General features: G+C 68.9%; 26 protein-coding genes. 9 read left to right on the forward strand and 17 right to left on the reverse strand.

Annotated features, from left to right (window positions below; translation table 11 throughout):
* Positions 1-4 precede the first annotated feature (4 nt).
* A complete protein-coding gene (locus OG906_RS00585) occupies positions 5-715 on the forward strand; it encodes a class I SAM-dependent methyltransferase (RefSeq protein ID WP_329438886.1) in 711 nt (236 codons plus the stop codon).
* Entirely contained in the window at positions 712-2,268 is a 1,557-nt protein-coding gene (locus OG906_RS00590) for an FAD-dependent oxidoreductase (protein WP_329438888.1), read from the forward strand. Before OG906_RS00585 ends, OG906_RS00590 begins: the two co-directional genes overlap by 4 nt.
* Positions 2,269-2,301: 33 nt before the next feature.
* On the opposite strand, the gene OG906_RS00595 is transcribed toward OG906_RS00590, so the two are convergent.
* From OG906_RS00595 to OG906_RS00610, 4 genes are read right to left on the reverse strand one after another with little or no spacing between them, the layout of a single operon-like run.
* Positions 2,302-3,294, reverse strand: a complete 993-nt coding sequence (locus tag OG906_RS00595) for a DUF5914 domain-containing protein (RefSeq protein ID WP_329438890.1) — start codon at positions 3,292-3,294, stop codon at positions 2,302-2,304.
* Complete coding sequence (locus tag OG906_RS00600; RefSeq protein ID WP_329438892.1) at positions 3,291-4,268, reverse strand: phytoene/squalene synthase family protein; 978 nt, start codon at positions 4,266-4,268, stop codon at positions 3,291-3,293. The genes OG906_RS00595 and OG906_RS00600 overlap by 4 nt, the downstream gene beginning before the upstream one ends.
* Complete coding sequence (locus OG906_RS00605; protein WP_329438894.1) at positions 4,265-5,803, reverse strand: phytoene desaturase; 1,539 nt, start codon at positions 5,801-5,803, stop codon at positions 4,265-4,267. Before OG906_RS00605 ends, OG906_RS00600 begins: the two co-directional genes overlap by 4 nt.
* Positions 5,800-7,008 carry a polyprenyl synthetase family protein gene (locus OG906_RS00610; protein ID WP_329438896.1) on the reverse strand — a complete coding sequence of 403 codons (1,209 nt, stop codon included), beginning with the start codon at positions 7,006-7,008 and terminating at the stop codon, positions 5,800-5,802. Before OG906_RS00610 ends, OG906_RS00605 begins: the two co-directional genes overlap by 4 nt.
* A 582-nt stretch (positions 7,009-7,590) precedes the next feature.
* Here OG906_RS00610 and OG906_RS00615 point away from each other — a divergent pair.
* Positions 7,591-7,986 (forward strand): DUF6479 family protein, encoded by a 396-nt coding sequence (locus OG906_RS00615; RefSeq protein ID WP_329438898.1) that lies wholly within the window; start codon positions 7,591-7,593, stop codon positions 7,984-7,986.
* A 713-nt stretch (positions 7,987-8,699) separates the two neighbouring features.
* Here OG906_RS00615 and OG906_RS00625 read toward each other — a convergent pair.
* The 3 genes from OG906_RS00625 to OG906_RS00635 all read right to left on the reverse strand — a co-directional run bounded on the left by OG906_RS00625 (position 8,700) and on the right by OG906_RS00635 (position 11,815).
* Positions 8,700-9,041: a glutamate-cysteine ligase family protein gene (locus tag OG906_RS00625; RefSeq protein WP_329438900.1), complete on the reverse strand. Its 342-nt coding sequence runs from the start codon at positions 9,039-9,041 to the stop codon at positions 8,700-8,702.
* A 379-nt stretch (positions 9,042-9,420) separates the two neighbouring features.
* Positions 9,421-10,260, reverse strand: a complete 840-nt coding sequence (locus OG906_RS00630) for a class II glutamine amidotransferase (protein WP_329447884.1) — start codon at positions 10,258-10,260, stop codon at positions 9,421-9,423.
* Positions 10,261-10,906: 646 nt separating this feature from the next.
* Positions 10,907-11,815, reverse strand: a complete 909-nt coding sequence (locus OG906_RS00635; RefSeq protein WP_329438902.1) for a SigB/SigF/SigG family RNA polymerase sigma factor — start codon at positions 11,813-11,815, stop codon at positions 10,907-10,909.
* 743 nt (positions 11,816-12,558) lie between these two features.
* Here OG906_RS00635 and OG906_RS00640 point away from each other — a divergent pair.
* Positions 12,559-12,822 carry an isochorismatase family protein gene (locus tag OG906_RS00640; RefSeq protein WP_443067334.1) on the forward strand — a complete coding sequence of 88 codons (264 nt, stop codon included), beginning with the start codon at positions 12,559-12,561 and terminating at the stop codon, positions 12,820-12,822.
* A 133-nt stretch (positions 12,823-12,955) separates the two neighbouring features.
* Here the strand turns inward: OG906_RS00640 and OG906_RS00645 are convergent, their stop codons facing one another.
* Positions 12,956-13,396: a hypothetical protein gene (locus OG906_RS00645; RefSeq protein ID WP_329438904.1), complete on the reverse strand. Its 441-nt coding sequence runs from the start codon at positions 13,394-13,396 to the stop codon at positions 12,956-12,958.
* Between the two features lie 240 nt (positions 13,397-13,636).
* Here OG906_RS00645 and OG906_RS00650 point away from each other — a divergent pair, with 240 nt between their 5' ends.
* Entirely contained in the window at positions 13,637-13,810 is a 174-nt protein-coding gene (locus tag OG906_RS00650; RefSeq protein WP_267803620.1) for a hypothetical protein, read from the forward strand.
* A gap of 145 nt (positions 13,811-13,955) precedes the next feature.
* Positions 13,956-14,606: a TetR/AcrR family transcriptional regulator gene (locus OG906_RS00655; RefSeq protein ID WP_329438907.1), complete on the forward strand. Its 651-nt coding sequence runs from the start codon at positions 13,956-13,958 to the stop codon at positions 14,604-14,606.
* Positions 14,607-14,650: 44 nt separating this feature from the next.
* Here OG906_RS00655 and OG906_RS00660 read toward each other — a convergent pair whose 3' ends face one another.
* The 8 genes from OG906_RS00660 to OG906_RS00695 are packed head-to-tail and all read right to left on the reverse strand — an operon-like array spanning position 14,651 to position 18,432.
* The gene (locus OG906_RS00660; RefSeq protein ID WP_329438909.1) at positions 14,651-15,043 is read right to left on the reverse strand and encodes a gas vesicle protein K; all 393 of its coding nucleotides are present in this window, start codon (positions 15,041-15,043) and stop codon (positions 14,651-14,653) included.
* On the reverse strand, positions 15,033-15,254 hold the full coding sequence (locus tag OG906_RS00665; protein WP_329438911.1) for a gas vesicle protein: 222 nt from the start codon (positions 15,252-15,254) through the stop codon (positions 15,033-15,035). Before OG906_RS00665 ends, OG906_RS00660 begins: the two co-directional genes overlap by 11 nt.
* On the reverse strand, positions 15,251-16,099 hold the full coding sequence (locus OG906_RS00670; RefSeq protein WP_329438913.1) for a GvpL/GvpF family gas vesicle protein: 849 nt from the start codon (positions 16,097-16,099) through the stop codon (positions 15,251-15,253). The genes OG906_RS00665 and OG906_RS00670 overlap by 4 nt, the downstream gene beginning before the upstream one ends.
* Entirely contained in the window at positions 16,096-16,503 is a 408-nt protein-coding gene (locus OG906_RS00675; RefSeq protein ID WP_385646417.1) for a gas vesicle protein, read from the reverse strand. The genes OG906_RS00670 and OG906_RS00675 overlap by 4 nt, the downstream gene beginning before the upstream one ends.
* 50 nt (positions 16,504-16,553) lie before the next feature.
* Entirely contained in the window at positions 16,554-16,802 is a 249-nt protein-coding gene (locus OG906_RS00680) for a gas vesicle protein GvpG (protein WP_267803187.1), read from the reverse strand.
* Positions 16,803-16,840: 38 nt separating this feature from the next.
* Positions 16,841-17,557, reverse strand: coding sequence for a GvpL/GvpF family gas vesicle protein (locus tag OG906_RS00685; protein ID WP_329438917.1), 717 nt, complete (start codon positions 17,555-17,557; stop codon positions 16,841-16,843).
* A gap of 3 nt (positions 17,558-17,560) precedes the next feature.
* Positions 17,561-18,028: a gas vesicle structural protein GvpA gene (locus OG906_RS00690; protein ID WP_329438919.1), complete on the reverse strand. Its 468-nt coding sequence runs from the start codon at positions 18,026-18,028 to the stop codon at positions 17,561-17,563.
* A gap of 29 nt (positions 18,029-18,057) precedes the next feature.
* The gene (locus OG906_RS00695; protein ID WP_267803181.1) at positions 18,058-18,432 is read right to left on the reverse strand and encodes a gas vesicle protein GvpO; all 375 of its coding nucleotides are present in this window, start codon (positions 18,430-18,432) and stop codon (positions 18,058-18,060) included.
* 195 nt (positions 18,433-18,627) lie between these two features.
* On the opposite strand from OG906_RS00695, the gene OG906_RS00700 reads away from it, so the two are divergent.
* Both OG906_RS00700 and OG906_RS00705 read left to right on the forward strand, forming a co-directional pair.
* Positions 18,628-19,689, forward strand: a complete 1,062-nt coding sequence (locus tag OG906_RS00700) for a histone protein (protein ID WP_329438922.1) — start codon at positions 18,628-18,630, stop codon at positions 19,687-19,689.
* A 3-nt stretch (positions 19,690-19,692) separates the two neighbouring features.
* Positions 19,693-20,811 carry an SRPBCC family protein gene (locus OG906_RS00705; protein WP_329438924.1) on the forward strand — a complete coding sequence of 373 codons (1,119 nt, stop codon included), beginning with the start codon at positions 19,693-19,695 and terminating at the stop codon, positions 20,809-20,811.
* 46 nt (positions 20,812-20,857) lie between these two features.
* On the opposite strand, the gene OG906_RS00710 is transcribed toward OG906_RS00705, so the two are convergent.
* Positions 20,858-21,067, reverse strand: a complete 210-nt coding sequence (locus OG906_RS00710) for a CsbD family protein (protein ID WP_329438926.1) — start codon at positions 21,065-21,067, stop codon at positions 20,858-20,860.
* Positions 21,068-21,137: 70 nt separating this feature from the next.
* Between OG906_RS00710 and OG906_RS00715 the strand changes: the two genes are divergently transcribed.
* On the forward strand, positions 21,138-21,425 hold the full coding sequence (locus OG906_RS00715; protein WP_329438928.1) for a hypothetical protein: 288 nt from the start codon (positions 21,138-21,140) through the stop codon (positions 21,423-21,425).
* The last annotated feature ends 174 nt before the right edge of the window (positions 21,426-21,599 follow it).

Below are 21,599 nucleotides of genomic sequence, written 5' to 3' on the forward strand. Positions count from 1 at the left end.
TGTCATGTCAATTCTGCGCGAGGACGCCCTGTCGGTCGCCTTCGACCATGCCTCGGCACGCTACGACCTGCTGGTCGCGGCGAGTCCCGGCTACCACGGACATCTACGCCGCTCGGCACGTCGCCTGGGTCTGGTGGACGAGGGCCGCAGCGCCCGCGTCTTGGACCTGGGGTGCGGAACTGGCGCCTCCACGGCCGCTCTGTTGTCGACGGCGGGCCGGGCGCACATCACCGCCGTGGACGCATCGCGGGGCATGCTGGAGCGGGCCGCGGCCAAGAGGTGGCCTGCCGAGGTCCGTTTCGTGCGGGGGTCGGCCGATCGGCTCGCCGAGGCGGGCGTCGACGGGCCGTTCGACGCCGTCTTCGCCGCATACCTCTTTCGCAACGTACCCGATCCCGACCTGACCCTGGCCTGTGCGCGGGCCGCGATGGCGCCGGGCGCACGGATCGTCGTGCACGAGTACGCGCTCAGCGGCCGCCCGGTGCACCGCGCGCTGTGGACGGCCGTGTGCCGGGCGGTGATCATGCCACTGGGCCGGGCGGGCGGGGACGCCGCACTGTACGAGCACCTTTGGCGCAGCGTCCTCGACTTCGATACCGCGCCGGAGTTCGCGACACGGATGCGCAGGGCCGGATTCACGGATGTGCGAGTGTTGCCGCTGCCGGGGTGGCAGACGGGAATCACCCACACCTTCGTCGGCCGGGTCGCGGCATGAGCGGGGGCTTTCCGGGACGGGACCGGCGGGCCCGGCGTGTCGATGCCCGAGGCGGGCGTGCGAGGTTCGAGGCCGACGGGCCGCGGGTGGCCGTGGTGGGCGGGGGCATCGCCGGCCTGTCGGCGGCCACGGTCCTCGCCGAGCGCGGTGTCCACGTCACCCTGTACGAGCGGGACGCACAGCTCGGTGGCCGGTTGGCAGGCTGGGGGACGCGGCTGGCGGACGGGTCGCAGGCGACGATGAGCCGTGGCTTCCACGCGTTCTTCCGTCAGTACTACAACCTGCGGGCTCTGCTGCGCCGTACCGATCCGGGGCTCAACGGTCTGACAGGGTTGGCGGACTACCCGCTGCGCCACCGCGACGGCGGGCGGGACAGTTTCGCGCGGGTGCCACGTACGCCACCGCTGAGCGCGCTCGGGTTCGTCGCGCAGAGCCCGTCGTTCGGCTGGCGGGATCTGGGCCGGATGAACCCGCGGGCCGCCTTGCCCCTTCTGAACGTGAGTGTGCCCGGCGTGTACGAGGCACTGGACGGGGTGAGCGCCACAGAGTTCCTCACCTCGATCCGGTTCCCCGAGGCGGCGCACCATTTGGCGTTCGAGGTGTTCTCGCGGAGCTTCTTCGCCGATCCGGCGACACTGTCGGCGGCAGAGTTGGTGTTGATGTTCCACATCTACTTCCTGGGATCCAGCGAGGGTCTGCTCTTCGACGTGCCACGCGAACCGTTTCCGCAGGCCCTGTGGGATCCGCTGGCCAGGTATCTGGGCGGGCTTGGCGTGGACATCCGCACGGGCGCGGCGGTGCGGGAGGTACATCCGGCAGGCTACGAGCGCGTGGAGGTCGTCGCGGATGCGGCGGCGGTCGAGCAGTACGACGCGGTGGTGCTGGCTCTGGACACCGCCGGGCTGAGGGCGCTGGTCGGCGCTTCGCCCGGGCTCGTGGGTCCGGCGTGGCGGGCGTCGATCGCGCGGCTTCGGACGACGCCACCCTTCCTGGTGTCGCGGCTGTGGCTGTCGCGGCCCGTCGCGGGCGACCGTCAGGGGTTCCTGGGCACCAGCGCATTCGGCGGCCTCGACAATGTGAGCGTTCTGGACCGGTGGGAGGGCGAGGCCCACCGTTGGGCGTTGCGAACCGGGGGTTCGGTGGTGGAACTGCACGCCTATGCCGTCGATCCGGCGCGGCGGCGCCAGGACGTGGAGCAGGATCTAGTGGGCCAGTTGCGCGAGGTGTACCCGGAGACGGGGCGCGCAGGCATCGTCGATGTCCGGCACGAGTGGCGTGAGGACTGTCCTTTGTTCCCGGTCGGCGGCTACCGGGACCGGCCTGGGGTGCGCACAGGCGACGCACGGGTGGTGGTCGCCGGGGATCTGGTGCGCACGGGTCTGCCGGTCGCGCTGATGGAACGGGCGGCCACCAGCGGCTTCCTGGCGGCCAATGCCCTGCTGGAGCGTTGGGGAGTTCGGGGCGAGACGCTGTGGACGGTGCCGGATCGGGGCCGGTCCGCTGCGGCCCGGGCGTTGGTGGCTCTGGGACGTAGGACAGCTGGCGCGGGGTGAGGATGGTTGACCGGTGTGCGCTGCCCTGCCGTGTCAGCCGGGGAATCGGCCGGTGCTGCGTAGTTCCCAGCGACGCTCGGCGTAGGCCAGGTCGTCGCGCCACAGGCGGCCTGCGGCGTGACGCATGAGGGGTCGTAGCAGGGGGGTGACGGTTCGGGCGAGTTTGAACCCGGGGCGGTGGGAGGTGGCGATCACGGCTTCGGTGACGCGGGTGCGGGGGCGCCCGTCGCGACCTGCTCCCAGCGGCGTGGCATGGGTTTCGACCACGGAACCCTGCCCTTCGCCATCCGTGATGTGCATGACGACGGTACGGGGGCCAGGGGCGGTGAACTCCGCGGTCACGGGCACGACGATCCGCCGTGCCACCTTGAAGGAGACACGCACGGTCAGGACGTCGGACTCGGCGCCGTCGTCCAGGACGGTGAGGTCGACGAAGGAATACGGGTGAAACCATCCGCCGTGCCAGGGGTCGAGGCGGTTCGCGACGATGTCCTCGGGTTCACAGGCGCCGGTGCCCGCGTAGACCGCGGTCAGAGAGGCAGCGGCGGGCGGGCGCGGGGGCACGGCGGGGGTGTCGAGGGGCTCTTCGCCTCCGTGGAGGTCGAGTCGTACCCAGGCGAGGACGCCGTCGTCGTGGGCTGGATAGGGGTTCCAGCCTGCGAAGGAGGCGCCGTTGAGGGCGAGTCCGTGCCACGGGCAGACCAGGGTGCCACAGCGGACCGGGGCCTGGGCCAGCGCCGCGCCCAGGTGCGGGCAGGCGCCGGGGCCGGCGACGAGGGCGCCGTCGGCGGTCCGCCACGCGACGACCTCCGTGCCTTCGACCGTGGCTCCGTAACCGGCGTCCGTGCGGATGGCGGCGCTGGGGCCGATCACGTACCAGTTTCCGGCAGGCCGGGCCTGCGCCCGCTTGAGGGCGGCGTCGATGAGCCGGGGCGAGGCGTCGCGCCACGTCGGTTCCTGGCGGTGCCAGGCCACTGGAGCGCTGCGCAGCCTGAACGGGATGCGGCGGCGGGGTGCGGGGCTCATCGGGAAGGCTCTTCGACGACGGCGGGGATCGGAGAGGCGGAGGTGGTGAGGCGGCTTGCGGCGATGTTGGCCAGTCCAGCCGCCGCGACGACCGCCCTGCGGCTGAGGCGAACCACGGAGCGGCGGTGAACGCTGGCATATCCGTCGCGGGCGACGGCATCGAGGATGTCGCCGTAGAGCACGAAGGCGGTGCGGACACAGGGCCGGGATGCGGGTGCGAGCATGTCCAGTCCCGGACGTGCCCTCGCGTAGAAGCTTCGGGTCAGGGCTGTCGCGGAACGCAGAGCGCGGGTGATGCGGGGGTCGTCTCGCCCGGTGCGTCTGCTCCAGCGGAGCAGTTCCCGGTCCACGCCCTCGGCGGCGAGGAGGTCGGCGGGCAGGTAGACGCGGTCGCGGTCGAGGTCTTCGCCGACGTCGCGGATGAAGTTGGTGAGCTGGAATGCCTCGCCCAGGGCGGCGGCGTGCGGGGCGGCCTCATCCCGGGGGGTGACGTGGCCGAGGACGGGAAGCATCTGCAGGCCGATGACGGCGGCGGATCCGTGCATGTAGGCGCGCAGCGCGTCCAGCGTCCCGTAGTCGGTGACGGTGAGGTCGCTGCGCATGGAGGCGAGGAAGTCGTCGAAGTGGCTGTGCGGGATGCGGTAGCGGTGAGCGGTGTGGGCCACGGCGGTGACGACGGGGTGGCGGCCGGACCCGCCGTTGATCGCCGTGCGGAGGTCGTACGAGAGGGCTTGCAGTCGCTGGGCGCGGTCGCCGGTCTCCTCGGAGGTGGCCGCGAGGTCGTCGACGATGTCGTCGGCGAGCCGGGCGAAGGCGTAGAGGGCGTGCACGGCGGGCCGGCGGGAGGCGGGCAGCAGCCGAGTGGCGAGGAAGTACGTCTTGCCGTGTCGTGCGTTGAGGCGGCGGCAGCCCTCGAATGCCGTACGTAGGGCGGGGTCGGTGATGGTGGCGGCGTCGAGTTCGCGTCGCGTCATGCGGTGCTGCCTTTCCTCGCGGCGGGGGTGCTGGTCGTGGTGCGGTGGTGGGTGGCGGGCAGGCCGGTGATGCGGGCGGCGGCGAGGCGGCCGGAGATCAGGACGGTGGGGACACCGACGCCCGGGGTGGTGCCGCAGCCGGCGAGTACGGCGTTGGAGGTGCCCCGTACGAGGTTGCGGGGACGGAAGGGGCCGGTCTGGGGGAAGGTGTGGGCGACGGAGAACGGGGTGCCGGCCGCGTGGCCTTGAGCAGCCCAGTCGGCGGGGGTGACCAGGACCTCGGTGTCGATGGCGTCGGCGAAACCGGTCAGGCCGCGGCGTTCCAGCTCGCGGAGCAGGGTGTCGCGGTAGCGCGGTCCGAGGTCGTTCCATGTGGCGGCCGAGGGGCCGACGGCGGTGTTGGGGCAGGGCGCCAGTACGTAGTGGGTGTGTTTGCCGGGCGGGGCGAGGCTCGGGTCGGTGGCAGTGGGCCGGGTGATGAGCAGGGAGGGGTCACTCATCAGCCGACCGGTGCGGGTGAGTTCGTGGAAGGTCTGTTTCCACGCGTCACCGAAGGAGATCGTGTGGTGGGCCAGGTCGGGCCAGGTGCGGTCGGTGCCGACGTGCAGGACGACAGCAGACGGGGAGTGGCGTAGGGAGAGCGGCCTGTGTGGGTGGGTGCCGAGCAGTCGGTAGGAGACGGGCAGGTCGGGGGTCAGGACGACTGCGTCGCAGGCGATGCGCTGCCGGTCGGTGATGACGGCGGTGATCCGGTCGCCACTGCGTTCGAGGTGCATGACGCTCTGCCCGTAGTGGAGGGTGGCGCCCGCGTCGGCGGCGGCCGCGGCCAAGGCGGTGGGGACGGCGTGCATACCGCCTTGGGGGAAGTACACGCCGGCGATGGTGTCCATGTAGGCGATGACGGCGTAGGCGGCGAGCGCGCGGGCCGGTGGGACGCCGGCGTAGAGGGCTTGGAAGGAGAAGACGCGTTGGAGGCGCTCGTCGGTGATGAACCGGCCGATCGCCGGTTGGAGGCGACCGAATCCGCCCAATACTGCGAGGCGTGCCAGGTCCGGGTGAAGGAGGGAGAGAGGCGAGTCGAAGTTGGTGTCGATGAAGCGCCCCATCTGCGCTTGGTAGAGGTCGTGCAGCCAGCGGCGCAGACGCCGGTAGCCGGCCGCGTCGCGGTTTCCGGCGAAGCGTTCGATCTCCGCTTCCATGGCCGGGCCGTCGGTGTGGACATCGAGGCTGCTGCCGTCGGCGAACCGGGCGTGGTAGGCGGGGTGGAGGGGGTGCAGGGTCAGATGATCGGACATCTTCTGCCCGACTGCCGCGAAGGCCTCCTCCAGAAGGTGCGGCATGGTCAGCACGGTGGGGCCGGTGTCGAAACGGTAGCCGTCGCGCTTGATGAGGCCGGCCCGGCCGCCGGGGAGTGGGTCGCGTTCAACCAGGGTGACGGTCCGGCCCGCACCGAGGAGGTGCAGGGTGGCGGAGAGACCTGCGAGTCCGGCGCCGACGACCACCACATGGTCGGTGCGCCCGGTGATCCTCTTCATCGCATGCCTTTGTGCAGGTCGGCCGGCTGCGTGGCTTTGGCGTCCTGGTGGGGGGAAGCGACCTGTCTCAATAGTTCGGCCAGGTGCCGCAGGGCCGGGCCCTCCCGGTGGGCGGCGGCGGTGAGATGGCGGTCGGAGGCGCGCATAAGACGTTCGATGCGCCGTTCGACTTGCGCCGGTGCGCCGGTCGATTGGAGAGCCTCGCGGGCCTGGGCCAGTTCCGCCCCCGAGAGGGGGCCGATCCCCCGGCAGCCCTGCAGGACATCGACGACGTCGGAGGCGCCGGTGGCGCGAGCTCGCGCGTAGGCCAACGCGAGGAGGTACGTCGCCTTCCCGGAACGCAGATCGTCCCCGGAAGGCTTCCCGGTCACCTCCGGATCGCCGAACACACCCAGGAGGTCGTCGCGCAACTGAAAGGCGATGCCCGCGCATCGGCCGGCTGCGGTCAGGGCGCGAGCGGTGCGCTCGTCTGCGCCGGCCAGGGCCGCGCCCAGGGCCACGGGCTGTTCCACGGTGTAGCGGGCTGTCTTCAGGCACACGGTGCGGATGGCCTTGACGGCCGATCGGGAGGATGTCGCCTGGCCGTGCAGGTCAAGGAACTGACCCGCGATCATCTCCGTCCGCATCGCCCGCCAGATCCGCAGGATGTCCGCCCGAATCGGCGGGGGAACGTCGACTGTGGCGACAAGGTCATCCGCCCAGGACAGCGCCAGGTCTCCCGCGAGGACGGCGACCGAATGCGCGAACGGCGAGAAATTCCGTTCGCGCGGGGGCGCGCCTGGCTGAAACTGTTCAGCGATCTGAGCGTGGAACGAGGGCCTGCCGCGGCGCAACGCGGATTGGTCCATGACGTCATCGTGAACCAGGGCGCAGCTCTGAATGAGTTCGAGTGCGGCGGCGATGCGCAGTGCCCCGACCACGTGGATGTCCGTGCCGCCACTGGCCCGCATGGCCCACCACAGGAACCGGGGCCGGATGCGGGCGCCGCCGTTGAGAGTGAAGGCGACCAGCCGCTCGGCAACTTCCGTGGCGAAGGTGGGGTCGAGCGAACGGCTGTACGCGACAAACTCGGCACACAGCCGGTCCAGTTCGCTCGTGACGGCGTCGGTCACGTTCGCGTCGATGGTGGCTGCCCCGGTGGGTCGAGGCGTATGCGGGGTCCGGGAAGCGGTGATGAGCTGTCGAGCAACCGACTTCGCGTGCATGAGTCCTCCGGGTCGTGAAGTGGTGCCGCACTCTGTTCGCCGTTCACTCTGCTGACGGATGCGCTCGCCGTAGTCGAACCTGCGAACCTTGTATCCCCCGCCGTGGAAGGGGCGCCCCGGCACCGGCTTCCGGTCCACCCGATGGGTGCATCGAGCGCATGACGAGCGGGCGGGGCCGGACCCGGGGCAGATCCGTACGCGGCACTCTGCGGGATCGGTTTGCGCCGGCTATCGGACGGGCGGTGAGGCCACCGGTGGCTCGGTGTGCCCGCCTGCCGCCTGAGCAGGGAGAACAGTCAGCGGGCGCCGGGAACGACGTATTGGCGGGCTGTGCCCCGGCGGCGCGAGCCGAGCGTGCTGCCTTCACGGTGACCAGGACGGTGGAGCAGGGGGGCTTGGCGCCAGTCAGTGCCTCTCACAGCACGAACCAGTACCCCAAAAGGCCCTGGGCGACCGTAAAAGTTGCCACGGCCGAAAGGGGCGCGGGGATCGGGCAGAGTCGATCCATCATCCTCCGGGTGGACTACGGCGCCCCGTCACCAGAGCGCACATATCGCGCCGATTTGAGGAAATGTACTGGCTATGGAAATGACATTGAGCGCGGAGACGGCCATCTCCGACATCGCTTGGTTCCTGCTCGTCGGGCTCGCGGTAGTGGGTTTCCTGCTCGGCGGCTTCGTACTCGGTAGGAGAGTCCGCAACAAGGAGCCCGCTCCGCCCACGACCGAGAGCCAGCCCCACCTGCCCGAGGGCGGAGCTGTCCACGAGGTCCGCGAGGAACGGGAGCCGGTGGGGTTTCCCACCGAAGGCCTGCGACCTCACGAGATGCAGGGATACGGAAACTTCGGCTCCACCACGCACAGCCACCAAGAGGAGGCTCGCGCAGAGCGCGAGTCCGGATATGAACACCCGGAAGGACCCGGGCCCCACCCCCAACCGGGATCCCCTCCCGGCTCGGGCCGTGGTGCGCACAGCTGATCGGCCTTCCGAGGTAGCACGCCCGGCCGTTCCTGCTGTGGTCGTCGAAACTGAGTTCGAGCAGGAAGGCCGAGATCGTCCATCGCACTAGCGATGCCCTCGTCCAATCCCAGCCTGCCACGTACCCCACCTCGCCCAGGCGCGGACCCTCATACGTGAGAGGCAGCTTGATACAGGCGATGATGGGTTTCGCCGTGCTGCGAGGTCCCAGCCCGAAGCGCGAGCGTCAGTACGAGCACGTCAAGGACCCCGGCGAGAAGCGCGGCACGCCGGAAGGCCGCGCGAAAGACACGACGGTTCTCCCATCCCGGCCAGTGCGTCGGCATCCGCCCTGGCCGCGGAGCCCATCCTTCGACGCGGATCGGTTCTCCTCGCTCTCGCCGCGGCCAGCGCTGTGGTGGTGCGGCGTACCAGGAGGCAAGGTTGAGCGCATGAACGCTCCGTGCCGCGCTCGGCTCACTCCTCCCGGCAACCGGTACGGCAGCCACGATGGCCACCCGAGCGGTGACCCCGTCGCACACCGGATCGCGCCGTTCATATGACGAACTTCAGCGACCCGGCAGGTTCTCCGTCTCTGCCGCCATTCCGCTACGGCGCTCAGCCGGCAGACGTCCCCAGGAGCAGGTTTCGCAGGCCGGGCATGCCGTCCGCCAGCGCGCGGCGTTGGCGGTCTGCCGGAGTGCCCTCCCTGAGAAGGCGGTGTACAAGAGAGCTCACCTCACGTTGGTCACCGCTGTCTTCCAGCGCGGGGTGGGGGTCACGGGCACCGGAGCGGAGCCCCTGACCGGCGCCGCAGCAGATGCGAGAACTCGGCAGCCCCGGTCCTCTGCGGCCGAGGCGACCGCATGGCGCAGCCGCAGGAGATGGCCACCTACCTCGTCCATCCGGACACAGACGGGGGTAGCAACCTCGATCTGCGACTGCAACAGCTCCTCTTGAACCTCGCCGTCCTCGGTGAGGGACACGACACCTGCGGCCCTGCGCACGTCGTCCGCCCATGGCACCGGCAGCAGGGTGTCCGGGTCCACCAACAAGTACTCTTCTTCGACGCCCAAAGTGATCACACTCAGCGGCTACCCGGAGGATTCCGGCATATACTCTCGATTCGTCCCATACATGCACGGCGCCACGTTTTCAAAGCGGGCACCAAGAAACTTGCGTGGGCCGCCACGGCAGGGCGTACACGCCCCTCCCCCAGGGGTAGATCCTCTCGCCGCCCGGGGTGCCTTGCGGAGGACAATCGGCAGGGACGCTCGGCGGATCGACCTCACTGTGGCCCACTACTGCCACCGCACCAGCAACACCTGCCGGACTGGCCGCCCATTCCGCATCCCGGCCGCCTCGGCAGCCACCAGCTCTCCCGATGAAAACCAAGGTCCGGACGGCCCACCTCCATCGAGTGCAACCCTTCCCGCAATCATCGTCACTGCTGTCTCAGGTGAGATCGGGGACGAAGGGCAGATAGTCCTCGGTGGGCGCTGAAGGCAACACCGCGTAACTTCCCTCTGGAAGTTCGTTCCACACTCCAGGCAAGCTGCCCAACGGTTCGGAAACGACCAACCGCGTCTCGTCAGAGACGTCCCGGAGGTAGTCCAGCTCCGGGTAGAGCTCGCGGACCGTGTCGGTCCTGTTGCTGTAGAAGAGAGACCGTGATTGCTTCTGGCTGGAGTAGCGGAAGGCCCACACGCGCTCGCCGTCGCTCACCGCGATCGTCATCTGGAGGGGGTGATCGACCCCGTGTAGCTTCCCGAGCCGCTCAACGAGACCGGCCATCCTTGCCACAGCGCCCGGTACGTCCTGATCGAGCCCGAAGGTGACGGCGAGGTAGAACATCACCTCGGAGTCGGTGGAGCCTTCCATGGACGGGAACAGGGCAGGGTCCACCGCCATGCAAAGGTCCCGTTGCAGCCGGGGGAAGTCAGCGATCGCCCCGTTGTGCATCCACAGCCAACGGCCGTGCCGAAACGGATGGCAGTTGGTCTGTTGGATCGCCGATCCCGTAGAGGCTCGGACATGCGCGAAGAACAGCGGAGAGCGTACGTGCGCGGCGAGTTCTCGGAGGTTTCGGTTGTTCCAGGCTGGCCCGATGTCACGGAACACTGCCGGCGTACCGTCGCCCCCTGGGCTGTACCAGCCGATGCCGAAACCGTCGCCGTTCGTCGACTCCACGCCCATCCGGGCGTGGAGACTCTGATCGATCAACGAGTGCTCCGGGCGGTACAGAACTTCGTCCAGGAGGAGAGGCGAACCCGCATAGGCAAGCCAGCGACACATCAGCGCCACCCCGTTCCAGCTCGATGCGAGCCCTACTCGTGCGTACACGGACCAGAGGCCGGTTGCGGGGGTGGGTCGTCGAATCCCTCACCCTGTAGATCATGCTGTACGACTACCCAGCTGTCCGACACTCATCCGACTGCCTCGCCGCCGCCGCCAAAGCGCGACAGACGCGACCCCCTGCGGCCGGAGCTGCGGTGTCACCCTGCAACCCTCGGGTCGAGACCGCCCTCCACCCCCTGCTCCGCGTCCGCAGGCACACGCCACGCCGGCCGGGTCGGCGCGGGGGCGTAAGGCGGTCTCCCACGGGGTCCGACTCCAGGCGCGCGCCGCGGTTCGACCGAGCCGGGCGCGAGTTTCCGCCGGTTGTCCAAGACCTGCTTCGTCGCCGCCTCCCCCGCGATGCCGAGCAGGGTGGGGAAGAGGGCCCGCCGGGGAGTGGGCTCACGAAACGGCATGCCTGCCGAGGCGTCTCACCCGATTTCCTGCCCGCCCTGGGGAGGGAGCACGCGGCGTCTTACGGTTGAGACAGGCGGTCGGAACTCTGAGCGGCCCCGACCGCCACTCGGTGGGCGCCTGCCCCCTCCCCCTCCGAGCAGGTGCCCGCCCCCTCCCTGGATCGGAACACCCAGACAGCGCCCGTCCTCTATGCGGCGAGCATCCCGTTGCGCAGCTTGGTCAGGATGCGGGTGAGAAGGCGGGAAACCTGCATCTGGGAGACGCCCAGTTCTGCGCCGATCTCCGCTTGGGTCATCTCCTGTGCGAACCGCATATTCAGGATGCGCCGGTCGCGTTCCCCAAGCTCGCGCAGGAGGGGGGCGAGGGTGTGGAGGTCCTCGAAGAGTTCCATGTCGGGGTCGACGTCGCCGACCGTGTCTGCGAGGGAACGCCCCTCGATCCCGTCGGATGCGCGCGGCTTGGAAGGTGTCGGGTAGTCGATGGAGGCACTTGTGTAGCCGTTGGCAGCCACCATGCCCTCGATGACGTCCTCTTCACGGATTTCGAGGTGCTCGGCGAGTTCCTTCACGGTGGGGGCACGGCCGAAGACTTCGGTCAGCGCCTCCTGACTCTTCGCGATCTCCGAGCGCAGTTCCTGCAGGCGGCGTGGTACGTGTACCGCCCAGGTCGTGTCGCGGAAGAAGCGCTTGATCTCACCGGTGATGTACGGGAGAGCGAGGGTGGAGAACTCGACTTCTCGTTCTGGGTCGAACCGGTCGATGGCCTTGATCAGCCCGATCGTTCCGGCCTGGAGGATGTCCTCGATCTCGATGCCCTCGCCGGAACGGCTGCGAAACCGCCGGGCGGCGAAGTTCACCAGCGAGATGTTCATCTCGATCAGGGTGTTCCGGACGTACTGATACTCGCGGGTTCCCTCCTCCAGCGACCGCAGCCTGAGCAGGAACAGACGCGACAGCTCACGGGCATCGGCGGGCGCCATCCGACGGGCGTTGTCGATCCGCGGAAGATCCTCAGCAATCCGCACACCCTCCGCGCTGGCGCCCGACAGCGTCTCCACTCCCACGGTGGTGCCGGTGGCTATGGCGCTCTGAGACATGGAACCGTTCCCTCCCTGGACGGATGATCGATGTGCCCCGCCTCGTGCCCTCTCCCCCGCGATCCACACCCCCTCCCCAAGAAGGCTTTCCGACTCGTGCAGGCCCGTTGCGAACCGACATCGGAGGGGCAGACCGGGTCGTTGGTATCCCGGCCGGCCACCGGTCCGGCGCAGCGCGCCCCCGGCGCACGCCCCCAGGAGTGCCTACTGTGGGGGCGGCCGCTCCGGTTTCCCCGGCAGGAGGACGGGCAGCGGCTGGAAGAGGGGGTTCGCAAGCCCGAGGAGGGCACGATGGACGACGAACAAGGCGGCGCCGGCGGAGTACCTCCGCATGACGGACACAGCACGCGACGGCCGCAGCGGCGCCCGCCCCATCAGGGCGACGACGAACGGATACCGGCTGCCGACACCGACGAGGCGAGCCGGCTCGACCGCCCGAAGCGGGACAGGGACCCGCGCACGGGAAAGGGGAAGGTCCGATGGACGGCCCCGAAGCACGACCGGAACAGGAAGAGCAGCGGCGAGTCTTAGGCGGGATGCGAGACGGCCGCCGACCAGGGAACGGGATCGAATCAGACCCGGCTCCAGGTCGAAGTGGTTGATGGAGGCAGCAGAAGAACCCCGAGCGCCCACCCAAGAGGTCCCGGGCGCGCCCCCGGCCGACCGAGGGTCGGGCGGGATGGCCGGACCCGGGGGCCGTCGTGTCATCGGCGCACCTCAGGACCGTTTGAGAGTTCTTGATCATGGCGAAGACCGCGGTTGTCATCATCGACATGCTCAACACCTACGACCACGAGGACGCGGGTGACCTCGTCCGCTCCGTCGAGCAGACCCTGCCCGCCGTGGTGCACCTTTTGGAGGAAGCTCGCGCACGCGAGCTACCGGTGATCTACGCGAATGACAACTTCGGGAAGTGGCGCTCCCATCACGGGGAGGACCGCTCCTCCCCTCCCGACATCCACGCGGCCGAAATGCTCGCGGGCGCTGGCAGGCGACGGATCTCGTAACCGGCAAGAGGATCGTGGCGGCGACATCGAGGTGCTGGACGGCCGCGCGCTCGCCGGCAAGAGTCAACATCCCGCGGCCCCACACAGGGCGAATTCAGAGGTGAACTCTCACGCGGCCGCAGCGGAGCGAGCCCTACTCCACCACCGTGATGAGACGAGAGGGGCCTCCCGGCTCGAGCGGGTCTGTGTTGCTTTCGGCGCCGTCCTTCTGGCTCCAGACGCGCACGTATCTCGATCGATCAGCCCAGGCCCCGAGATCACCCGTATCGGCGTCATACTGCTGCCAGGTCCTGCCCCGCTCCTCGGGGTCGAGGTGCCAGGTGGCCGGTCTGGAGGACCAGACGGTGACATGAGTGATCCGGCCGGCGTGCTGGCTGAACAGGTGGTCGGGATCGGCGAGCTCGCCAGGCGCAGTGAGGGAGCCCATCCGACTCAGTCCGAGGTGGGCGAGTGAGTGGACGACCATGCTTTCGCCTTCGTCTCCCTTGTCGGGCGAGACCGGGACAGCGACTCCCTTGAAGTGGGCCGCACCGTACAGGGTGGCCTTGGTCCGCAGGTCAGCGCTCTTTGGCATGCCCTTCTCCTCAACTTTGCAAGTCGTCTCCTGCGGCTGTTCCCGACACATGAGTGTTGCGCGCTGCAGCCACTGCAGACGCCTCTCCCTCGGCGGCCACCGCTTTCCACTTCCGCCGTCGTTCCGTGTCCGTGTGCGGGCTTTCCCCTCCAGTGTCGACGGACGTCGCTGCGCCGCGCCAGCCCGACGTCATTGTGGTCTCACAGGGTAGGAGGCATGTGAGAGGAAAGAAGGGGCGAGATGAGCGCCAGAGAGAAAGCCAAGGCGACTGTCGAGCAGGTCGTCGGCCGCGCGGTCCGCAAGATTGCGCTCGCCATCGGCCATCGGACCACGGCGGCGAAAGGCGCCGCTCTGGAGGCACGAGGGAAAGCCCGACGAATCAAGGAGAAGGGGAAGGACAAGCTCAAATTCTGAGTGGCCCGGCGGGCGGTTCGGCAGCTGGGCCACCGCGGCCCCTCCGGGGGAAAAATGGGCGGCCTCTCTCCGATGTTAAGGCCGCCGGGAAGCGCCAGTGGTTCCTCGCGAGCGATAGGGTGTAACACGCGAGGAGGAGGCTGTCATGACTGAAACAGCTGCTACGACCACCCCCCGCGAACGGTACCGGCGGCAAGTGCGTGCCGAGATCAAGGAACGGGCTTGGGAGCAGATCGCTTCTGCCGGAACCACAGCGCTTTCACTCAATAAAATCGCGAAGATCATGGGCCTCAGCGGTGCCGGTCTCTACCGATATTTCACGAGTCGGGACGCACTGCTCACCGAACTGGTCCGGGATGCCTACCAGAGCCTGGCCGATACTTTCCGGGCTGTGGCCGACGGCGGTGAGAGCGACCTCCGCAGCATGGCCCGCGCCTTGCGCGCGTGGGCACTCGCCGATCCGCAGCGCTACTTCCTCGTTTACGGCCCGCCGGTGCCGGGCTATCGCAGTCCCGCCGATCGCACCTCGACGATGTCGGACATCTTGAGCCAAATCCGTGGCGCATGCGATGCCGCGGCCCGGAAGGGATACTCCGGGCCTGTGTGCGGCCCCGCTGCGGAGCCCGGGGAGGGCCGGGAGGACCTGGACCCCGGGTCTGCGCAGCGGCGGGCCGTCGCCTTCTGGACTCGGCTGCACGGGGTTCTGTCTCTGGAGCTCAGCGGTCACTTCGCCGGCATGGACATTGATCCCGCCCTGCTCTACGAGGCCGAGCTGGATCTGCTCGCGATCGGCTGACCGCGGCGCCCCCGATCGAACGTCTGGCCGAGACCGGCACCGTGTCAGTCGCGGGGAGGCAGGAGGGGGCCGAGTGGCCCGAGGTCGAGGTTGAGGTCTTCCAAAGCGTAGCCGTGCTCGGCGCACAGGTCGGAGAGGGTGTCGTGGAGGGCGAGGAGGGTCGCGCCGAGTTCCTCTTCCTGGTCGTCGCTGAGGTTGCCGGCGTCGACGCGGCGCAGCGCTTGGCGTTCGATGAGCTGGCGCACGAGCTCGACCAGGGTGAGGACAAGTTTGAGGAGGTCCTCACCGACGGTTTCGGGGTCGGTGTGCAGATGCCGGGCGGGGCGGGAGCTCTGTCCGTGGGCGGGTGGAGGTGCCTGGGTGAGGCGGAAGGCCTGGGAGAGGTTGGCGCCGACATCCTGGGGAGGCTGCGGGGGTGGGGTTGGTTCATGATTCATCGTGGTCTCCACCCTGTGCCTGGCCGGGGGTGGCTTCGGAGCTGACGGAGACGATGAGGGCGCGCAGCGAGATGCGGACGAGGTCGATGTCGGCGATGGACAGGACGATGTCGCCGGTCAGGACGACGCCGCCGCTCAGGAGTCGGTCGAGGAGGTCGACGAGGGCGACTTGCCGGTCGGGCAGGGGTTCGTCGCGTCCGGCCAGGGTCATGGCGGTGGCTCGGCGGCGTCCGGGGCGGGGGCGTCCGCCAGGGTGACGAAGGAGTAGGGGGCCCAAGGACCAGTGACTTCCACGCGCAGGTCCGGGAAGCCTTGGGCGGCGTCATCGATGGCGGTCTGGAAGTCGTCGGCCTGGTCGTTGGGGATGAGGTAGGCGTCATTCAGGACGTTCTCCTCGGGTCCGGTGAGGGCGCCGCGTTGGGGAGCGTGGCGCACGCGCCGGGTGGTGTGGCGGGCGGCGATGGCTTCGATGGTTGCGGCTGCGTGCTGGGCTTGCTGGTGGACGGCTTCGCGGGCGTGGTGCTGGGTTCGGCGCGCGCGGAGGTAGGCCTTGCCCGGGCCGGCGGTTGGTGTGCGGGGTTCTGCGGGGGGTGGGGCGAGGTCGGGCTCGGTGGGGGCCGCGAGATAGATCTTCACGCCGTATTCGGTGTGATCTCGAAGTTGGTTCATGCTCTCGGTGAAGGCCGGTCCGCCGAGGGCGAGGGCTTGGCGGGCGCTGTGGTCGTCCTGGTAGACGGTGGCCAGGCGCAGGGGAAGGACGGTTGCGTGTGCGGCCACGGCCTGGACGATGTCGTGGTGGGTGCGGGCGACGCCTTCGAGCCAGCCGAGGTCTTCGAAGTGGGCTTTGAGGGCGGTCTCGTTGAAGTCGTGTTCGGGCACGTCGGCGGCCACGAACACCAGCTGCGCCTCCCCGACGTCCGGGGAGGTCTCCTCGGGGGTGGGAGGCAGGAGTCGCAGGGATGCGCCGGCGATGCCGCGCAGGGTGGTGAGGGCCTTCGCCAGCGAGACGGTCGGCTGGGTGACCGCGTAGATGTAGGTGAGGCTCGTGGTGTTCACCGTGTGCTCCCCCGTCGGCGGGGCGGTGGGTCGTCGGGCTCCTCACCATGGGGAGTTTCGTCTCCGGGGTCGAGCTGGGCGCGCAGGGCGTCGAGTTCGGTGCGTAGGCGGCGGTTCTCCTGTTCCAGGGGGCTGCCGGTGTGCCGGCTGGACAGGGACGGGTCGTGTTCCCACCAGTCGATGCCCATCTCCTTGGCCTTGTCCACGGAGGCAATCAAGATCCGGAGTTTGATGGTCAACAGCTCGATGTCGAGCAGGTTGATGCGGATGTCGCCTGCGATGACGATCCCCTTGTCCAGGACCCGTTCAAGGATGTCGGCGAGGCTGGAGGTGGAGGTCTGCCCGTACGGCATCGGGGCGCGGGAGGCGAAGGATCCGGGTCGGCCGGGCAGTGGTTCACTCACGGCGATGTTCCCTCCTCGCGTTCAGTGGTGCTCCCTGCTCGCGTTCACGTTCAGGGGAGACGGTGGCGGAATTCCGAGATCTCCTCCAGGCGGTCGATCAGTTCGTCCTCCTGGCGGTCGAAGGTCTCCTGGTCGATCTCTCCGCGCAGCAGTTGCTGTTCGAGATCGGCGAGGCGGCGCCAGATCGGGGCGGGGTCGTAGTACTCCTCCTCGGCCTGGTCGACGACGCGCTGCGCGACCCAGGTGACAGCGCGTACCGGCGCCACGGGGAGCGTCAGAAGGTAGGTCAGCAGTCCCATGGGTCTGTCCTCCTTTCCCGCCCGGGAGCGGTTCGGGGTCATACGAAGCTGTAGGGGGGCAGTGGGCCGGAAAAGCGCAGGTCGACGCCGCTGCCGATCTCACGGGCGACGTTCGCCTCCGCAGTACGCAGCTGGTCTCGGTGCTCGTGGGGCACCAGAAGGGAGAGGTTGAGGAAGTCGATGCCGGAGGGCGAGCGGAGGAGATGCTCGCGGGCCAGGGGGATGAGTGCTTCGGTCAGGCCTGCCGCCAGGCTTTCCTGTCGAACCTGGACCTCTCGGGCGACCATTTCGCCCAAGGCGAGGGGCAGGCCGGGATCGCGGTCGCCGCTGCGGATCCGCTCATTGAGGTCCTTCGCTTCGGGCAGGTCCTGGAGGATCTGTTGCAGCAGTGGCGCCTCGTCTTCCTGCGAGGCTCGGACGTGGTACTCGGCGCAGCCCTCCAGGCGCTGCAGCGCGGCGAGGTAGGCCTCCGCATTGGACTGGAGGGCCTCGCTCACCACGAGGTCGTCGGTGGCGACGTAGCCGAACTGCAGGGGCAGGACGGTGCCGTCGACCATCAGGCGTTCCAGGACCTCCTGGTGCGCGGCGAGGTCGCGGCGCTTGGGCCGGATCTCCTCGTTGATGTCGCTGACCACCGCGCACAGCTTCCCTCGTGCCACCGTGCGTAGCGGGGAGGGCTCGGCACCGATTCCGTTGACGCCGTCCAGTTGCCGCGGGTGGTCCTTCGCGGTGATGGAGTACACGTAGAGCGGCATGGGTCACTCCCTCTCCCGCCGTGCCGGGCGCCGGGCAGCGGGCCGGCGCCGCCTGGGTGCTTCTTCCTCCACCTCGTCGTCGTCTTCGTCGGAGTCGCGGGATTCGGAGGATTTGCCGGTCAGGGAGTCGGTCACGGCTTCGACGGCGCCGGTGAGCGCTCCTTTGGACTTCCCGTGGGCCCCGCCCTCCATCATCTTTCCCATGACGTCGGGAAGCTGGGCGGGCGCCTTGCGGCCGGCTTCGAGGTCGAGGCGGTTGCAGGCTTCCGCGAAACGGAGATAGGTATCGACGCTGGCCACGACGATTCGCACGTCGATCTTGAGGAGCTCGATGCCCACCAGGGACACACGGATGAAGATGTCGATGACCAGCCCGCGATCCAAAATGAGTTCCAGGACGTCGTAGAGGCTGCTCGATCCGCCTGCCTGTCCCCGTGCGACGGGGCTGCCGCCCTGCGGCACCATGGTCATGGCGCCTCCTTCCGTCGACCGTCCCGTTGTCAGGTCGGCCGGTCGATCATGCCGCGGGTGTAGCGGCGCGTGCGTTCGTAGGAGATGAGCTCGCCCTCCCCGTCCAGCGTGACGCGGTAGCTGGCCATGACGCTGGTGGTGTCGGGGATGCGTTCCAGTTCCACCACCTCCACGTGCGCCTCCCAGCCGTCCTCCGTCGGCTTCAGTGAGGAGACGGAGTCTGGGAGTCGGCCCAGGAGTTCGGCGAGTTGTTGAGCCGCGGCTCGCATCGCGACCGCCGGCCCGGGCGCCGCGGAACGGCGCCGGGGCGGAGTGCGCCTGGGCGTTCTCCTGTCCTGCGCTTCGCCCTCACCGGCGGCGTGCGAGGAGACTCGCCGGGGGCGTGCAGGTTCCGCTGCGGCCATATACCCCTCCCTTGGGGAGAAGGCGTCACAGAAACTAGAATGTCACTATATTGCGCGATAAGTCCTGTGTAGGGCAGACGGATTTTCCGCAGCACGCCCGGCAGGACCCGTCTCACCGAGGGACAGCCGCAGTACCAAGGCGCCGTCCTCATGCGAGACCAGCAGATCCGTATGCGCCCTGGTAGGGGATGAATCATGGAGGACACCACCAAGATCGCACTCGCAGCCGCCGTGGCTGGGGGATACGTTCTCGGCCGGACGAAGAAGGGGCGCCTGGCGTTCAGCCTCGCGACCTACCTCGCCGGTCGGCGGTTCGGGCTCGACCCCGGACAACTTCTCAAGCAAGGGGCCTCCCAGCTCAAGGAGATGCCCCAGTTCGCGGAACTCGGCGAACAACTGCGCGGCGAAGCCCTCGAAGCCGGCCGCCAGGCGCTGACCACCGCTGCCAACCGCAAGCTGGCCGACCTCGCGGGCACCCTGCACGAACGCACCCTCGAACTCACTCGAGGCGACGCCGCCCGCGGCCGGGACGACGACGAGCAGGACGAGGATCAGTACGAGGACGAAGACGAGGAACCGTACGAGGACGAGGACGAGGAGTACGAAGAGGAAGACGAGGAGGACGCCCCGGAAGACGAACCGGAAGACGAAGAAGAGGAGGACGAGGAGGAAGAGGAGGAAGAACCGGAGGAGTTCGAGGACGAGGAGGAGCAGGAGGAAGAGGCCGAGGAGGAGGAGCCAGAGGAGGAGGAGGAGGAGCCTCCCCCGCCGCCGCGACGGACCCGTACCGCGACGCGTGCCCGCACCGGCAAGCGCGCCGCCCCCGAGCGTGAAGCCCGACAGCGCCCTGCTCCGGCGAAGAAGTCAGCGCCCGCCCGGAAGGCCGCGCCCGCCAAGCGCACGCCGGCCAAGAAGGCCGCACCGGAGAAGAAGGCCCCCACCAAGAGGGCACCGGCAAAGAAGGCACCGGCGAAGAAGGCCGCACCCGCGAAGAAGGCGGCGGCGAAGAAGAGCGCGGGCGGCAGGCCTGCCTCGAAGACGGCGCCGGCGAAGAAGAGCGCCGCCTCCCGGACCGCGCCCAAGACTGCCGCGAAGAAGAGCAGCCCCCCGCGCAAGAGGACTGCCGCAGGTCAGAGCTCTGCTCGCAAGAGCACCCCGGCGAAGGCCGCCGCGAAGAAGAGCACCGGCCGCAGCAGCCCGGCCCGCAAGACAGCCGCCAAGAAGACCGCGGCCCGCAAGCCGTCCACGCGGAGGTAGGCCATGGCACCGTCAGACCGCACCGGCTCGTCCAAGCCCTCCGGCTTCGACCAGCTGCTGAACGAACTCTCCGGTTTCATATCCGCCCAGGCCGACCAGCTTGCCGACAAGGCCACCGACAAACTCTCCGACGTGACCGGCCAGCTACAGGACGTGGCCGACAACAAGGGCAGCCTCTCCGACGTCGCCGGCATCGGCGGGCGGCTCCTACAAGGTGACTCTCCGCTCAAGGCCTTCGCCGGGCAGAAGTTCGGCAATCTCAAGGACAAGGTCACCGAGGCCTTCGGAGGGGGTAAGGGCAAGGGCCGCAAGAGCGGCGGCGGCAAGCTGATGAACATCGTCGAGGTCCTCGACGTCGGCCTTCCCTTGCGTACGGTCTACGACCACTGGACGCAGTACGAGGACTTCAGCGGATTCGCCAAGGGTGTCCGGGACGTCTCCCGCGGCGACGACACCTCCAGCGACTGGAAGGTCAAGGTCGGCCCGTCCACCCGCTCCTGGAAGGCCACCGTCCAGGAGCAGATCCCAGACGACCGGATCGTGTGGACGTCCGAGGGCGCCAAGGGCACCACCCGCGGCTGCGTCACCTTCCACGAGCTCGCGCCGTCACTGACCCGCATCGTCATCGTCGTCGAGTACTACCCCTCCGGATTCTTCGAGAAGACCGGCAATCTCTGGCGCGCCCAGGGCCGCCGTCTGCGCCTGGACCTCAAGAACTTCCTGCGCCACACCATGCTCACCACCGACGAACCGGAAGGCTGGCGCGGCGAGATCCGAGACGGGGAAGTCGTCCAGACACACGAAGAAGCCCTCGAAGAGGAACAGGCAGAAGAGGGCGAGGAAGGCGACGGTGACGACGAAGGCGACGAGGAGTACGCCGACGAGGACGAGGAGTACACGGAGGACGAAGAGCCAGGAGAGGAAGGCAGCGAAGGCGACGAGGACGAGGGCGACGAGGGGGACGAGGGGGACGAGGGGGACGAGGGGGACGAGGGGGACGACACGGAGTACGCGGACGAAGACGAACCAGAGGACGAGGAGGAGGCAGAGGACGAAGCAGACGAGGACGAGGAGTACGAGACCTCCCCTCCCCGACGACGTCGGGGCTCACGCTCCGCATGACCCCCCGGAACGACACATGTGAGGGCCGGCGGTCATCCGCCGACCCTCACCCCCACGACACCTCACACAAGCTCCTCCGAAAGTCAGTGATCAGCGTGTCCTTGGCCTTCTGAGCGGTCTGTTTGGCATCGGCGAGCGCCTGCTCACCCCGCCCCTTCGCTTCCAGACTCTCGTTTCCCACAGCCTTGCCCGTGGTCTCCTTCACCTTGCCCTTCGTCGTCTTCGCAACGTTCTTGACCTTCTTGCCTGCGCCCATTCCTCTCACGTCCACACCACGCGGCGCGTGACGTACGAGCTGCTCGGCCCCCGACGACGCGGATGCGACGGTGGCCCGCATCCGCGAATCCGGCGGCACCGTCGGGATCGGTCCCGTCGCCTTCCCGCCCGGTGGCCGGGCTGCGCTCGCGACCGACCTTGAGGGCGCGTGCTTCGGCGTGTGGGAAGGGCGCGTCCTGTCCGACTGGCGGGTTGGCGACGGCGACGGCGACGGCGACGCTCCAGCATGGCTGGAACTACACACCAAGAACGCCTTCGACGCCGCTCTCTTCTACGGCCGGGTGCTCGAATGGGTCGACGGAAAGTATCCAAACGGCTACGAGGTCTCCTACGAATAGGACCAAGTGGTGCTGCGCCACGAGGGACAGGCGGTGGCCCGCCTGAACAGCGGCCCGGTCGATAGCGGCTCACCCAGCCCGCAGCTGCGCCCCCGCCGGCGAGTCCACTTCCAAGGTGCCGACCTCCGGATCGCGCGAGCGGCGGTCCTCCATCACGGGGCAGCATCGTTGCCG

This window comes from Streptomyces sp. NBC_01426, from assembly GCF_036231985.1.
GTDB lineage: Bacteria > Actinomycetota > Actinomycetes > Streptomycetales > Streptomycetaceae > Streptomyces.